The following is a 13016-nucleotide window of genomic DNA, read 5'->3' on the forward strand; positions in this document are numbered from 1 at the left end:
AACTAGACATGAGTATGAGTGACCCCATTGCCGACTTGCTGACCCGTATCCGCAATGCGCAAATGGTAGCCAAGACTACCGTATCGATCCCCTCTTCCAAAGTGAAGGTGGCGATTGCCCAAGTGCTGAAGGACGAAGGCTACATTGACGGCTTCAAGGTGAAAACCGATGCTGGAAAAAGTGAGCTGGAAATCACTTTGAAATACTACGCCGGTCGCCCAGTGATCGAACGTATCGAACGCGTAAGCCGTCCTGGCCTGCGTGTTTACAAAGGCCATGATGCCATCCCTCAAGTCATGAATGGCTTGGGCGTGGCGATTGTCACCACCCCCCAAGGCGTGATGACCGACCGCAAAGCCCGCGCTACCGGCGTTGGCGGCGAAGTCTTGTGCTACGTCGCTTAAGCAGGAGAAATAGCAAATGTCTCGCGTAGGAAAAATGCCTGTTGCCATCCCCGCTGGTGTGGATGTGGCAATCAAGGACGACCAAATCAATGTCAAGGGCACCGGCGGCACGCTGTCGTTGACCCAAAATGCACTGGTCAAAGTGGTGAATGATGCCGGCAAGTTAACCTTTGCCCCAGCGAATGAATCACGTGAAGCCAATGCCATGTCGGGCACCATGCGTCAGCTGGTAAACAACATGGTTGTTGGTGTGACCAAGGGCTTCGAGAAGAAGCTGAGCCTGATAGGCGTGGGCTACAAAGCCGCCGCTCAAGGTGCCAAGCTGAACTTGGCTGTGGGTTACTCCCACCCCGTTAATATCGATATGCCTGCTGGTATCACCGTTGCGACGCCCACCCCGACAGAAATTCTGATCAAGGGTGCGGACCGTCAACGCGTTGGCCAAGTGGCTGCTGAGATTCGTGCGATTCGTCCTCCCGAGCCTTATAAGGGCAAGGGCATCCGTTATTCGGATGAGAAGATCACGATCAAAGAAACCAAGAAGAAGTAAGGAGCCGCAACATGTTGACCAAAAAAGAACAGCGTCTCCGCCGTGCTCGCCAAACCCGCATTCGTATTGCGACCCAAGGCGTTGCACGCTTGACGGTAAATCGTACGAATCTGCACATCTACGCCAGTGTTATCTCTGGCGACGGTGCCAAGGTTTTGGCCAGCGCTTCGACTGCAGAAGTTGCGGTTCGCAAAGAACTTGGTGGTTCTGGCAAGGGTGGCAACACAACTGCTGCTCAAGCTATCGGCAAACTGATTGCCGAAAAAGCCAAAGCCGCTGGTGTTGAAAAAGTAGCGTTTGATCGCTCAGGTTTTGCGTACCACGGCCGCGTCAAGGCGCTTGCCGATGCTGCCCGCGAAGCTGGCTTGCAGTTCTAAGCAGATCGGAAAAAATCATGGCTAAAGTTCAAGGAAAAATGCAGGGTAAGGCTGAAGGGCCTGAGGACGGTCTGCGCGAGAAGATGATCGCGGTGAACCGCGTGACCAAGGTTGTTAAAGGCGGCCGAATTCTCGGTTTTGCAGCTTTGACCGTGGTCGGCGACGGCGAAGGCCGCGTTGGCATGGGCAAGGGCAAGTCCAAGGAAGTTCCAGCAGCTGTTCAAAAGGCGATGGAAGAAGCGCGTCGCAATATGGTCAAGGTGACCTTGAAGAACGGTTCCGTTTTTCATAAGGTGACCGGTCAGCATGGCGCAGCCAACGTAATGATGGCTCCGGCTCCCAAGGGTACCGGCATCATTGCAGGCGGCCCAATGCGCGCTGTCTTTGAAGTAATGGGTATCACCGACATCGTTGCGAAAAGCCACGGTTCGTCCAACCCTTACAACATGGTGCGTGCAACTCTGGACGCCTTGCGTAACTCGACCACTCCAGCGGATATTGCAGCCAAGCGCGGCAAGAACGTTGAAGAGATCCTCGCTTAAGCAAGGGCATTGATATGACAACGCAACAAACAATCAAAGTGACGCTGGTTCGTAGCCCTATCGGCACGAAAGAATCGCATCGCGCTACCGTTCGTGGTTTGGGTCTACGCAAGATTCGCAGTGTTAGCGAATTGCAAGATACGCCTGAAGTCCGCGGCATGATCAACAAGATCAGTTATCTGGTCAAAGTCCTCTAAGGGATGACGATGGAACTCAATGGCATTAAGCCCGCAGCGGGCGCAAAGCACGCCAAGCGTCGCGTCGGTCGCGGCATTGGCTCTGGCCTGGGTAAAACCTCAGGTCGTGGCCACAAAGGTCAAAAATCGCGTGCCGGTGGTTACCACAAGGTAGGTTTTGAAGGCGGTCAAATGCCTATGCAACGCCGCTTGCCAAAGCGTGGTTTCAAATCGCATTTGCTGAAGTTCAATGCTGAAGTGACTCTCACTGCTCTCGAGCAACTGGGCGCAGCAGAAGTTGACGTCATGCTGTTGAAGCAAGCTGGTTTGATTGGTGAATTGGCCAAAGTCGTCAAGGTCATCAAGACTGGCGAATTGACCAAGGCTGTCAAATTGACCGGTATCGGCGCTACGGCCGCAGCCAAGGTTGCGATCGAAGCTGCTGGCGGCAGCTTGGTTTGACTTTACAGTTGAAGGAAATATTCGGTGGCAACTAGCGCTCAAATTGCAAAAACGGGTAAGTTTGGTGACCTGCGTCGCCGCTTGGTGTTTTTGTTGCTGGCGCTGGTTGTGTACCGAATTGGTGCGCATATTCCGGTTCCCGGAATTGATCCAGCACAACTGCAACAGCTTTTCAAAGGGCAGCAAGGTGGCATATTGAGTCTGTTCAATATGTTTTCGGGTGGCGCTTTGTCGCGCTTCACAGTATTTGCCTTGGGAATCATGCCCTATATATCGGCCTCCATCATTATGCAATTGATGGGATATGTGGTGCCGATGTTTGAGCAGATGAAAAAGGAAGGCGAATCTGGTCGTCGTAAGATTACCCAGTACACACGCTATGGAACGTTAGGTTTGGCGTTGTTTCAATCCTTGGTAATTGCAACAGGGTTGGAAAGTTCGCCTGGTTTGGTTTTGTCGCCTGGTTTCGGTTTCCGTATGACGGCTGTTGTCAGCTTGACAGCAGGAACCATGTTCTTGATGTGGTTGGGTGAACAGATCACTGAGCGCGGTTTGGGTAACGGTATTTCGATTCTGATTTTTGCCGGTATTGCTGCGGGTTTGCCTGGCTCTATTGGTGGACTGCTGGAATTGGTGCGGACTGGTGCGATGAGCATTATTTCTTCCATTTTCATTGTTGCTGTAGTTGCATTGGTTACCTACTTCGTTGTTTTCGTTGAACGGGGTCAGCGCAAGATTTTGGTGAATTACGCCAGAAGGCAAGTTGGTAATAAAGTTTATGGTGGTCAGTCTTCGCACTTGCCGTTGAAGCTAAATATGGCGGGCGTGATTCCTCCAATATTCGCATCTTCCATCATCTTGTTGCCAGCCACAGTAGTGAACTGGTTTAGCACCACGGAATCGTTGCGTTGGTTAAAGGATGTGGCAGGAATGCTGAGTCCCGGTCAACCAGTCTACGTGCTGTTTTATGCAAGTGCGATAGTGTTTTTCTGCTTTTTCTATACGGCCTTGGTTTTCAATAGCCGTGAGACAGCAGATAACTTGAAGAAGAGTGGCGCTTTTATTCCTGGTATTCGGCCTGGTGAGCATACAGCGCGTTATATAGACAAAATTTTGCTCCGCCTGACTTTGGCTGGCGCTGTCTATATCACCTTTGTTTGTTTGATCCCTGAAATACTGGTGCTTAAATACAATGTGCCGTTTAATTTTGGTGGTACTTCGCTGTTGATTATTGTTGTAGTGACCATGGATTTCATGGCCCAAGTGCAGAACTACATGATGTCGCAGCAATATGAGTCATTGCTGAAAAAGGCAAATTTCAAATCTTCAGCAGGTACTTGATAAGAGTATTTGTAGGTGATGCCCTACGATTTTTCGCAGGCTCGTATTGTGTTCTGCCCGATATAGGTAGGACTGGCAAAAAAGTTTTAGGAGAGTTATATGAGAGTTTCAGCTTCGGTTAAGAAAATATGCCGTAACTGTAAAGTCATCCGCCGCAAGGGTGTGGTTCGTGTGATCTGTACAGATCCCCGTCACAAACAGCGTCAAGGTTGATAGAAAAGTTTTAGAGGACGCACATGGCACGTATCGCTGGTATTAATATTCCGCCGCAACAGCATGCAGAAATTGGCTTGACGGCCATTTTCGGCATCGGTCGCACACGCGCTCGCAAGATTTGCGAAGCATGCGACATTGCATATTCCAAGAAGGTCAAGGACTTGACCGACGCAGATCTGGAAAAGATCCGCGACCAGATCGCTCAATTCACCATTGAAGGCGATTTGCGTAGAGAAACCACGATGAACATCAAGCGATTGATGGACATCGGTTGCTACCGTGGTTTCCGCCACCGTCGCGGTTTGCCTATGCGTGGTCAGCGTACCCGTACCAACGCCCGCACCCGTAAGGGTCCGCGTAAGGCTGCGGCGTCCCTGAAGAAATAAAGAGATTGAGAGATCACTATGGCAAAAGCTCAGCAAAGTAATGCATCGCAGCGCGTGCGTAAGAAAGTTCGCAAGAACGTTTCCGATGGCGTGGCCCACGTGCATGCTTCTTTCAATAACACCATCATCACGATTACCGATCGCCAAGGCAATGCCTTGTCCTGGGCTTCGTCCGGTGGTCAGGGTTTCAAGGGTTCGCGTAAATCTACACCGTTTGCTGCCCAGGTTGCATCGGAAGTGGCTGGTCGTGCTGCCATTGAGCAAGGTATCAAGAACCTGGATGTAGAAATCAAGGGTCCTGGACCTGGTCGTGAATCGTCTGTCCGTGCATTGGGTGCCCTCGGTATCCGTATCACGTCCATCGCGGATGTGACGCCTGTGCCGCACAACGGTTGCCGCCCTCAAAAGCGTCGTCGGATCTAATTCCAGATCAACATTTCTGGGTACGTTTCTAAATAAGCCCACCGCCGTCTGTATTGATCAGACGGCTCCCGCGGATTTTTCGCGGAAGATAATATAAAAGGAAGCTCAAGTGGCACGCTATCTCGGCCCCAAGGCCAAACTCTCTCGCCGTGAAGGCACCGATCTGTTCCTGAAGAGCGCACGCCGTTCGATCAGCGACAAGGCTAAGTTCGACTCCAAACCTGGTCAGCACGGTCGTACCTCTGGTGCGCGTACTTCTGACTTCGGTCTCCAACTGCGCGAAAAACAAAAAGTAAAGCGCATGTATGGTGTTCTGGAGCGCCAGTTCCGTCGCTATTTCGAAGAAGCAGATCGTCGCAAGGGCAATACCGGTGCAAACCTGTTGTTCCTGCTGGAGTCCCGTTTGGACAACGTCGTGTATCGCATGGGTTTTGGTTCCACGCGTGCTGAAGCACGTCAGTTGGTGTCCCATAAGGCTATCACGGTAAATGGTCAGTCGGTGAACATCCCTTCTTACATGGTTAAGACTGGCGACATCGTCTCCGTTCGCGACAAGTCCAAGAAGCAGAACCGTATTGTTGAAGCCCTGCAATTGGCACAACAAGTTGGTTTGCCTGCCTGGGTGGAAGTGAGTGTCGAGAAAGCTGAAGGTACCTTCAAGAAGGTTCCTGATCGCGACGAGTTTGCTGCTGACATCAACGAATCTCTGATCGTTGAGTTGTATTCGCGTTAATTCCGCATTTTTCGTTTGATTTTGTTCCTAGGCTGCGGGGCACTGCAGTCTAGAACCAACACTTGCCTTACCGGTGTAACGAGCTGGGGGTATTGAGAGGAAGCATGCATGCAAACTAATTTGCTGAAACCCAAAGCCATCAATGTTGAGCAATTGGGACACAACCGTGCCAAAGTAGCGCTGGAGCCATTTGAACGTGGTTACGGGCACACGCTGGGCAATGCGTTGCGTCGTGTGCTGTTGTCGTCTATGGTGGGCTATTCAGCGACTGAGGTGACGATTGCAGGTGTTTTGCATGAGTATTCTTCGATCGATGGCGTTCAAGAAGACGTTGTCAACATTCTGTTGAATCTCAAGGGCGTGGTTTTCAAATTGCACAACCGTGATGAGGTTACGCTGAGTCTGCGCAAGGACGGTGACGGTGTTGTTACCGCTGCCGACATCCAAACTCCGCATGACGTGGAAATCATCAATCCAGAACATGTCATTGCGCACCTGTCGCAGGGCGGCAAGCTGGACATGCAAATCAAGGTTGAAAAAGGCCGTGGTTATGTTCCAGGTAGCATGCGCCGTTATGCGGATGAGCAGACTAAGTCGATTGGCCGCATTGTTCTGGATGCATCTTTCTCCCCAGTGAAGCGCGTAAGCTACACGGTGGAAAGCGCCCGCGTTGAACAACGTACCGATCTGGATAAGCTGGTGGTTGAGATCGAAACCAATGGTGCGATCTCTGCAGAAGATGCTGTGCGCGCATCGGCTAAAATCTTGGTCGAACAACTCGCGGTGTTTGCGCAGTTGGAAGGTAGCGAGTTGGCCGGCGTATTTGAACAGCCTGCACCACGCGGTAGCACTCAATTCGATCCTATCTTGTTGCGTCCTGTAGACGAGCTGGAATTGACGGTTCGCTCTGCAAACTGCCTGAAAGCTGAAAACATCTACTACATCGGTGATCTGATTCAGCGCACCGAGAATGAGTTGTTGAAGACTCCCAATCTGGGGCGTAAGTCCTTGAATGAGATCAAGGAAGTTTTGGCTTCCCGCGGTCTGACTTTGGGAATGAAGCTTGAAAGCTGGCCACCTGCTGGCCTCGACAAGCGTTAATTTAAAAATGTCCTGCAAAGGACAACGTGCAACGCGCAGTACCTGATCCGGCTGCGCGTCAAAATAATTGAAAGGAATGCACCATGCGCCACGGACACGGACTTCGTAAACTTAACCGCACTAGCTCGCACCGCCTAGCTATGCTGCGCAACATGATGAATTCGTTGATTGAACACGAAGTCATCAAGACCACTTTGCCCAAGGCCAAGGAATTGCGCCGCGTGATCGAACCCATGATCACTTTGGCCAAGGAAGCAACTGTTGCGAACCGCCGTCTGGCGTTCGACCGCCTGCGCGATCGCGATAGCGTGACCAAGCTGTTCAATGATCTGGGCCCGCGTTTCAACGCCCGTCCAGGTGGTTACACCCGTATCTTGAAGATGGGTTTCCGTGTGGGCGATAACGCGCCTATGGCATTGGTCGAGCTGGTCGATCGTGCTGAGACAAAAGAAGTTGTAGAAATATCAGCTGACCAAGAATAAGCTGCTATAATAGAAAAATACCGCGCGATGGAGCAGCCTGGTAGCTCGTTGGGCTCATAACCCAAAGGTCGTAGGTTCAAATCCTACTCGCGCAACCAGTTTCGACAAGTATTTGTCGTGAATGAAAAAACCCACCTTGAGTGGGTTTTTTCATTTCTGGATCTTTCAGTTTCTAACGCCATCCAGCAGCGATTTGTAGTCTCAAAAGTACAGAGCTCACAGCAGGGAATGTCCCGCTGCATGCTTTTAATTACCTTGTTTGCATGCACGCTCTTGCTGCGCAAGCTCCAAAGACTTTTCTGTAGTTTGGGCATCCATGCCGTAGCTGTCCGCAAATTGTGCAGGGGTTTGGCCGCTACCTTCAAATGCTTTCAGCAAAGCTTCTCGTTTGGCGGCTTCAGCGCCATGCTCTGTGTAAGCCTCATCTAACAATGCATTCCAGGCTTCCAGCGGTGGCTTGACGCGCTCTGCATAGTCGCCACGGCTGAGTCCTGATGCTTCAAAGGCATTTCGTAGCCGTAAGCGCAGTTTGGCTTGGGAGGCCGCGCTCTGGCTGTTGCGGTCCCGGCGAGCGACTTCCATGATGGCCTGGTGCACGTGTTCTGGAGCCATCTCTTCCACAGCTTGGCCATCCAGGCCGTGGCGTGGTAGGCCGCTAGCCATCCGGTCCAGATAACGCGTGGAACGTGTGTGTTGGCCCAAGGCCTCACGTAAGGCCTTGGCTTCCAAGGCCTCAGGATGGGCTGCGACCAATTCATGGAAGATGCCTAGCTTGAGGGGCACTACGCGGTCGCCAAAAACCTGGGGATACAGATTGCGCAGTACATCCAGCAGTGGGTGCACGGTGCGGCTGGGTTGTGGGGCACGTGCGGGGCGTGGCTTTCGTGCGATCTTGGAGGCAGGCGACGGAGCGAGGGGAGTGGTCACAGGAAATGGAGTGTTCTGAAAGTGGAAGGGCGCCAGTCTGCGTGCCCCGAGGCCCCTTATTTTCAACCATAAGCTGGATAGTCGCAGGCGACCGTTTGGTGAGGTCCATCGGTAGGGCTCAGATATATGTTGCATGGGGGCAACATTTATGCTCGGCGAGTGGGTGTTGTCATGGTTTTCAGATGCCCCGCAATGCGGAACGTCGCTCCGTAGCTGCGACAATCGGCGCTCTCGAAAATTTGAAAGTATTCATGGCTAAGAAAGCACCCGTGGTTCCCGCAGCGCCCGTAGAGGCAGAACGTACCCAACCCCTGCCCATTCCTGAAACCAAGTTCAAGACTATTTGGCAGGTAGTCGGTGCACCAGCTGCCACTGCGGCTAAAAGCAAGTCGGAGAAGAACGCCGTCGCTGCCTAAGCGATTGGGGTTTCAGGCATTTCAGCTGGGATGTCCAACGCGACTTCCACCCAGCAATCGTAAAACGTTGGCGCGCGTCCCAGGTCGGTCAGCTTTTGGCTGGTGAGCTGGTTCACGTTGCTGCCGTCCAGGCCTAGTTTGCGCCACCAGATACCCAGCCCGTTGACGACTCCGTGACGGGCTCGGGGCGATACCTTCGCCTTGCAGCGGTACATCCCACGCTGGTTGAAGACACGGACGACCGCTCCGTTGCTGATGCCGCGTGCCCGTGCGTCATCCGCATGGATTTCCAGCAAGGGTTCGCCTTCGATGTCGCGCAGGCTGGTGACGTTGACGAAGCTGGAGTTGAGAAAATTGCGTGCCGGCGGCGAAATCATGGCCAGCGGATAGTCTGCAGAGGCGCCTGCAGCCTCGTAGTTCGGCAGGTAATCGGGCAGGCCATCCAGGCCCTGCGCGGCCAGGCGTGCGCTGTAGAACTCGCATTTGCCCGAAGGCGTGGGGAATTGCCCTTGCGTAAACGGCGCGTCCGGTAGCGCGATGGTGGCAAAACCTTGCTCCAGCAAGAGCTGAAAATCAAGCTGCTCGCCGTAGGCGGTGCGGCACAAGGTTTCGTCGCTGTCGCTGAAGCAGGGCTCGTCAAAGCCCATGCGGGCCGCCAGCTCGCGAAAGATTTGTGTATTGGGTTTGGACTGCCCCACGGGTGCGATGGCCGGCCGGTTCAGCAGCGCATCGGTATGGCCGTAGCCGCTGTGTACGTCCCAGTGCTCCAGCTGCGTGGTGGCTGGCAGGATGTAGTCGGCGTAGTCGGCCGTGTCCGTCTGGAAGTGTTCCAGCACCACGGTAAACAGGTCCTCGCGCGCGAAGCCTTGCACCACCTTGCCGGATTCGGGGGCCACGGCCACCGGGTTGCTGTTGTAGACCAGCAGGGCCTCGATGGGTGCTGCAGACGTGTCTAGCAAGGCGTCGCCAATCGTGCTCATATTGATGGTCCGGGGTTGCCGGCCGGCCAGTAGGTCAGGGCGTTGCAACGCGGTGCGTTGTACCGGGAACAGCCCCGAGCTGCTCATCAGCACGCCGCCGGCTCGATGCCGCCAGGCGCCAATCAACGCGGGCAGACTGACCACGGCCCGCGTGGCATTGCCACCGCCCCGGGTGCGCTGCATGCCGTAATTCAGGCGGATAGCGGCGGGCTGCCCGTCCAGAAAGCATTGGCCGTAATCACGGGCCAGCGCCTGGATTTGCTCCACAGGTATGCCGCAGACTTCGGCGGCGCGCTCTGGCGGCCATTGCAGTGCGCGTTCGCGCAGCCCCGGCCAGCCCAACGTGTGGTCGGCCAGATAGGCGTGGTCCAACCAGTCGTGGGTGATCAGCTGGTGCATTAAGGCCAGGGCCAGGGCCGCGTCGGTACCCGGGCGCAGGGCAATGTGTTCATGGCACTTTTCTGCGGTTTCGGTTTTGCGTGGGTCTATGCAGACCAGGCGTGCGCCGTTGCGTTTGGCTTGCTGCACATAGCGCCAGAAATGCAGGTTGCTGCCGATAGAGTTGCTGCCCCAGATTAGGATCAGCTTGGACTCGGCAAAGAACTCCACCCTCATACCCACCTTGCCGCCCAGCGTCTGCAGCAACCCTTCGCCGCCGGCGGATGCGCAGATGGTGCGGTCCAGCAGCGAGGCGCCCAGTTTGTGGAAAAAGCGTGCGGCAATGCTTTCGCCTTGTACCAGGCCCATGGTGCCGGCGTAGCTATAGGGCAATATGGCCTCGGGGTTGCGGGCGGCGATGGACTGCAGGCGTGCGGCGATGTCCGCCAGCGCCTCGTCCCAGCTGACGGGGGCAAACTGGCCCGATCCCTTGGGGCCCGTGCGCTTGAGCGGTTGCAGCAGGCGTTCGGGGTGGTAGGTGCGCTCGGTATAGCGCGACACCTTGGCGCACAGCACTCCGTCGGTGTGCGGGTGCGCCGGATTACCCTGTACCTTGAGGGCGATGCCATCCTGCACCGTGGTTAGCAGGGAGCAGGTGTCCGGGCAGTCGTGGGGGCAGGCGCCGCGCACCTGGTGGGTGCTGCTGGATTCGGGTACGTGCATGATGGTTAATTCGCTTCTGACAGAATGGACCCATGATAAATCGCCGACATTTTTCTATTGCCGCTGGGGTTGCTGCCATGGCGGGCAGCCCCATGGTGCGTGCCCAGTCCAGCGGGAAAATCGTGTTGGGCCAATCTGCAGCACTCAGCGGGCCTGCAGCCCAGCTGGGTATCCAGTATGCGCAGGGTGCCCAGCTGTACTTTGACCACGTGAATGCCCAAGGGGGGATTGCCCAGCGGCAGATCGAGCTGCGCTCGCTGGATGACGGCTACGAGCCTGACCGCTGCCTGGAAAACACCCGCAAACTATTGGCTGCCGACGTGCTGTCTCTGTTTGGCTACGTAGGTACGCCCACCAGCCTGATGGCGTTGCCGCTGGCGATCCAGGCCAAAACGCCTTTCGTGGCGCCGCTGACCGGCGCCATGTCGCTGCGTGATCCATTCAGCAGATATGCTTTCCATGTGCGGGCCTCGTACCAGGACGAAACCGCCCGCATCGTCAAGCAGCTGACCCAGCTGGGCCTGGACCGTATCGCGGTGTTTTACCAAAACGACGCTTACGGCAAGGCCGGGTTGGACGGCGTGAATCTGGCCCTGTCCAAGCTGGGCCGCAAGCCGGTGGCTACCGCCACGGTGGAGCGCAATTCCGTCGATGTGGCGCGTTCGGTGGAGATACTGCGCGCCGCCACACCGCATGCGATTGTGCAGATCAGTGCCTACAAATCCTGTGCCGCTTTTATTCGTGGGGCACGCAAGGCAGGCTATGGCGGGCAGTTTTTCAATGTGTCCTTTGTCGGAACCCAGGCCCTGGCCGACGAGCTGGGCCGCGACGCCGCGGGCGTGGTGGTAAGCCAGGTGGTGCCGTCGCCGTACAGCGCGAGCACGCCACTGGCCCACGGCTTCGTGGAGGCGGTCAAGGCCGCGGGCGGCGATGCCAAGGCCAACTTCTCCAGCATGGAAGGTTACCTGGCCGCCATGGTGATGGTGGACGGCCTGAAGCGCGCAGCGGCCGGCAAGGGCCTGTCCCGTGAGTCGGTGGTGAGCGGGCTGGAATCGCTGGGCGCACAGTCCTATGGGGGCTTCTCCGTCACCTTTTCCTCCACCGACCACGTGGGGTCGAGCTATGTAGACCTGTCCATGCTGACCGGCGATGGGCGGGTACGCACCTGAAGGAGCCAAGCCATGTCCATCATTGAAGCCATTGCCGAGCAGGCCCCCGGCATCGCAGCACTGCGCCGCGACCTGCACGCCCACCCGGAGCTGAGCTTTCAGGAGGTACGCACCGCCGACCTCGTGGCGCGCCAGCTGACCGAGTGGGGCATACCTTTCCACCGCGGCTTGGCCGGTACAGGCGTAGTGGGCATGGTGCAGAACGGCACGTCCAAACGTGCCATCGGCCTGCGCGCCGACATGGACGCGCTGCCGCTGCAAGAGTTCAACACTTTTGCGCATGCCAGCCAGTACCCCGGCAAGATGCATGCTTGTGGCCATGACGGTCATACCGCCATGCTTCTGGGCGCGGCCCAGTACCTGGCCGAGCACCGCAACTTTGACGGCGCGGTTTACCTGATTTTCCAGCCGGCCGAGGAAGGCGGCGGCGGCGCCCGCGACATGGTGCAAGAGGGGCTGTTCGAGCGCTTCCCCATGGAAGCCGTGTTCGGCATGCATAACTGGCCGGGCATGGGGGAGGGGCAGTTTGCCGTCAGCCCCGGGCCGGTGATGGCGTCCAGCAATGAATTCAAGATCACCATCCACGGCAAGGGCAGCCATGCCGCCATGCCGCAGATGGGGGTGGACCCGGTGCCCATTGCCTGCCAGATGGTGCTGGCCTTCCAGACTATCATCAGCCGCAATAAAAAACCCATAGACGCCGGGGTGATCTCGGTCACCATGGTGCATGGTGGTTCGGCCACCAATATCGTGCCCGACAGCGTCGAGCTGCAGGGCACGGTGCGCACCTTCAGCATCGAGGTGCTGGATTTGATCGAGGCGCGCATGCGCCAGATTGCCGATAACCTGTGCAGTGCCTTTGACGCGCGCTGTGAATTCGAATTTGTGCGGAACTACCCGCCCACCATCAACCACCCGATGGAGGCCGGGTTCGCCCGCAAGGTGATGGAGAGCATCGTCGGCCCCGAAAATGTGGTGAAGCAGGAGCCCACCATGGGCGCCGAGGACTTCGCCTTCATGTTGCTGGCCAAGCCGGGCGCTTACTGCTTTATTGGTAATGGCGACGGCGACCATCGTTCCATGGGCCATGGCGAAGGGCCTTGCACCTTGCACAACCCTAGTTACGACTTCAACGACAGGCTGCTGCCCCTGGGCGCCACCTACTGGGTGCGATTGGCCGAGATGTGGCTGGCATCCGCGGATTCGACTGCTTCAAAATAGATAGCTGCT

18 protein-coding genes and 1 tRNA gene are annotated in these 13016 nt (G+C 56.0%); 17 read left to right on the top strand and 2 right to left on the bottom strand.

All coding sequences use genetic code 11. The features are described from left to right. The first annotated feature begins 8 nt into the window (after positions 1-8). From rpsH to AC07R0_RS16610, 14 genes are all read left to right on the top strand, one after another. Positions 9-404, top strand: a complete 396-nt coding sequence (gene rpsH / locus AC07R0_RS16545; protein ID WP_490591333.1) for a 30S ribosomal protein S8 — start codon at positions 9-11, stop codon at positions 402-404. A gap of 16 nt (positions 405-420) precedes the next feature. Further along, a complete protein-coding gene (rplF, locus tag AC07R0_RS16550; protein ID WP_495076794.1) occupies positions 421-954 on the top strand; it encodes a 50S ribosomal protein L6 in 534 nt (177 codons plus the stop codon). 11 nt (positions 955-965) lie between these two features. Next, the gene (gene rplR / locus AC07R0_RS16555; protein WP_490591331.1) at positions 966-1331 is read left to right on the top strand and encodes a 50S ribosomal protein L18; all 366 of its coding nucleotides are present in this window, start codon (positions 966-968) and stop codon (positions 1329-1331) included. Positions 1332-1348: 17 nt separating this feature from the next. Next, complete coding sequence (gene rpsE / locus AC07R0_RS16560; protein ID WP_490591330.1) at positions 1349-1873, top strand: 30S ribosomal protein S5; 525 nt, start codon at positions 1349-1351, stop codon at positions 1871-1873. A gap of 14 nt (positions 1874-1887) precedes the next feature. Next, on the top strand, positions 1888-2070 hold the full coding sequence (rpmD, locus tag AC07R0_RS16565) for a 50S ribosomal protein L30 (protein ID WP_495076793.1): 183 nt from the start codon (positions 1888-1890) through the stop codon (positions 2068-2070). A gap of 9 nt (positions 2071-2079) precedes the next feature. After that, positions 2080-2511, top strand: a complete 432-nt coding sequence (gene rplO, locus AC07R0_RS16570) for a 50S ribosomal protein L15 (protein WP_495099278.1) — start codon at positions 2080-2082, stop codon at positions 2509-2511. A 24-nt stretch (positions 2512-2535) separates the two neighbouring features. Next, on the top strand, positions 2536-3852 hold the full coding sequence (gene secY / locus AC07R0_RS16575; RefSeq protein WP_495076791.1) for a preprotein translocase subunit SecY: 1317 nt from the start codon (positions 2536-2538) through the stop codon (positions 3850-3852). Between the two features lie 99 nt (positions 3853-3951). Then, positions 3952-4065 (top strand): 50S ribosomal protein L36, encoded by a 114-nt coding sequence (gene rpmJ, locus AC07R0_RS16580; protein ID WP_028820150.1) that lies wholly within the window; start codon positions 3952-3954, stop codon positions 4063-4065. Positions 4066-4088: 23 nt separating this feature from the next. Beyond that, positions 4089-4454, top strand: a complete 366-nt coding sequence (gene rpsM, locus AC07R0_RS16585) for a 30S ribosomal protein S13 (protein WP_483302262.1) — start codon at positions 4089-4091, stop codon at positions 4452-4454. 18 nt (positions 4455-4472) lie between these two features. Then, positions 4473-4877, top strand: coding sequence for a 30S ribosomal protein S11 (gene rpsK, locus AC07R0_RS16590; RefSeq protein WP_092757621.1), 405 nt, complete (start codon positions 4473-4475; stop codon positions 4875-4877). Positions 4878-4986: 109 nt separating this feature from the next. After that, positions 4987-5610: a 30S ribosomal protein S4 gene (gene rpsD / locus AC07R0_RS16595; RefSeq protein ID WP_495076790.1), complete on the top strand. Its 624-nt coding sequence runs from the start codon at positions 4987-4989 to the stop codon at positions 5608-5610. A gap of 108 nt (positions 5611-5718) precedes the next feature. Further along, on the top strand, positions 5719-6711 hold the full coding sequence (locus AC07R0_RS16600) for a DNA-directed RNA polymerase subunit alpha (protein WP_490591325.1): 993 nt from the start codon (positions 5719-5721) through the stop codon (positions 6709-6711). An 83-nt stretch (positions 6712-6794) separates the two neighbouring features. Then, positions 6795-7193, top strand: a complete 399-nt coding sequence (gene rplQ / locus AC07R0_RS16605) for a 50S ribosomal protein L17 (protein ID WP_490591324.1) — start codon at positions 6795-6797, stop codon at positions 7191-7193. A 21-nt stretch (positions 7194-7214) separates the two neighbouring features. Beyond that, a tRNA-Met gene (locus AC07R0_RS16610) sits at positions 7215-7291 on the top strand. Between the two features lie 148 nt (positions 7292-7439). Here AC07R0_RS16610 and AC07R0_RS16615 read toward each other — a convergent pair. Further along, positions 7440-8120, bottom strand: a complete 681-nt coding sequence (locus AC07R0_RS16615; RefSeq protein ID WP_495105669.1) for a ProQ/FinO family protein — start codon at positions 8118-8120, stop codon at positions 7440-7442. Between the two features lie 251 nt (positions 8121-8371). Between AC07R0_RS16615 and AC07R0_RS16620 the strand changes: the two genes are divergently transcribed. After that, positions 8372-8536 carry a hypothetical protein gene (locus tag AC07R0_RS16620; protein ID WP_495105670.1) on the top strand — a complete coding sequence of 55 codons (165 nt, stop codon included), beginning with the start codon at positions 8372-8374 and terminating at the stop codon, positions 8534-8536. Here the strand turns inward: AC07R0_RS16620 and AC07R0_RS16625 are convergent. Beyond that, positions 8533-10617: a molybdopterin-containing oxidoreductase family protein gene (locus tag AC07R0_RS16625; protein ID WP_495105671.1), complete on the bottom strand. Its 2085-nt coding sequence runs from the start codon at positions 10615-10617 to the stop codon at positions 8533-8535. The two genes, AC07R0_RS16620 and AC07R0_RS16625, sit on opposite strands and share 4 nt — an antisense overlap. Positions 10618-10649: 32 nt before the next feature. Between AC07R0_RS16625 and AC07R0_RS16630 the strand changes: the two genes are divergently transcribed. Then, a complete protein-coding gene (locus tag AC07R0_RS16630; protein WP_495076787.1) occupies positions 10650-11786 on the top strand; it encodes an ABC transporter substrate-binding protein in 1137 nt (378 codons plus the stop codon). 12 nt (positions 11787-11798) lie between these two features. Continuing rightward, positions 11799-13007 carry a M20 aminoacylase family protein gene (locus AC07R0_RS16635; RefSeq protein WP_495099274.1) on the top strand — a complete coding sequence of 403 codons (1209 nt, stop codon included), beginning with the start codon at positions 11799-11801 and terminating at the stop codon, positions 13005-13007. The last annotated feature ends 9 nt before the right edge of the window (positions 13008-13016 follow it).

It is taken from the genome of Rhodoferax sp. GW821-FHT07F03 (genome assembly GCF_059418745.1).

Excerpts from the sequence above, each read along its gene's own strand:
- rpsH (WP_490591333.1), top strand. The coding sequence starts at position 9 with ATGAGTATGAGTGACCCCATTGCCGACTTGCTGACCCGTATCCGCAAT.
- rplF (WP_495076794.1), top strand. The coding sequence starts at position 421 with ATGTCTCGCGTAGGAAAAATGCCTGTTGCCATCCCCGCTGGTGTGGAT.
- rplR (WP_490591331.1), top strand. The coding sequence starts at position 966 with ATGTTGACCAAAAAAGAACAGCGTCTCCGCCGTGCTCGCCAAACCCGC.
- rpsE (WP_490591330.1), top strand. The coding sequence starts at position 1,349 with ATGGCTAAAGTTCAAGGAAAAATGCAGGGTAAGGCTGAAGGGCCTGAG.
- rpmD (WP_495076793.1), top strand. The coding sequence starts at position 1,888 with ATGACAACGCAACAAACAATCAAAGTGACGCTGGTTCGTAGCCCTATC.
- rplO (WP_495099278.1), top strand. The coding sequence starts at position 2,080 with ATGGAACTCAATGGCATTAAGCCCGCAGCGGGCGCAAAGCACGCCAAG.
- rpmJ (WP_028820150.1), top strand. The coding sequence starts at position 3,952 with ATGAGAGTTTCAGCTTCGGTTAAGAAAATATGCCGTAACTGTAAAGTC.
- rpsM (WP_483302262.1), top strand. The coding sequence starts at position 4,089 with ATGGCACGTATCGCTGGTATTAATATTCCGCCGCAACAGCATGCAGAA.
- rpsK (WP_092757621.1), top strand. The coding sequence starts at position 4,473 with ATGGCAAAAGCTCAGCAAAGTAATGCATCGCAGCGCGTGCGTAAGAAA.
- AC07R0_RS16600 (WP_490591325.1), top strand. The coding sequence starts at position 5,719 with ATGCAAACTAATTTGCTGAAACCCAAAGCCATCAATGTTGAGCAATTG.
- rplQ (WP_490591324.1), top strand. The coding sequence starts at position 6,795 with ATGCGCCACGGACACGGACTTCGTAAACTTAACCGCACTAGCTCGCAC.
- AC07R0_RS16620 (WP_495105670.1), top strand. The coding sequence starts at position 8,372 with ATGGCTAAGAAAGCACCCGTGGTTCCCGCAGCGCCCGTAGAGGCAGAA.
- AC07R0_RS16625 (WP_495105671.1), bottom strand. The coding sequence starts at position 10,617 with ATGCACGTACCCGAATCCAGCAGCACCCACCAGGTGCGCGGCGCCTGC.
- AC07R0_RS16630 (WP_495076787.1), top strand. The coding sequence starts at position 10,650 with ATGATAAATCGCCGACATTTTTCTATTGCCGCTGGGGTTGCTGCCATG.
- AC07R0_RS16635 (WP_495099274.1), top strand. The coding sequence starts at position 11,799 with ATGTCCATCATTGAAGCCATTGCCGAGCAGGCCCCCGGCATCGCAGCA.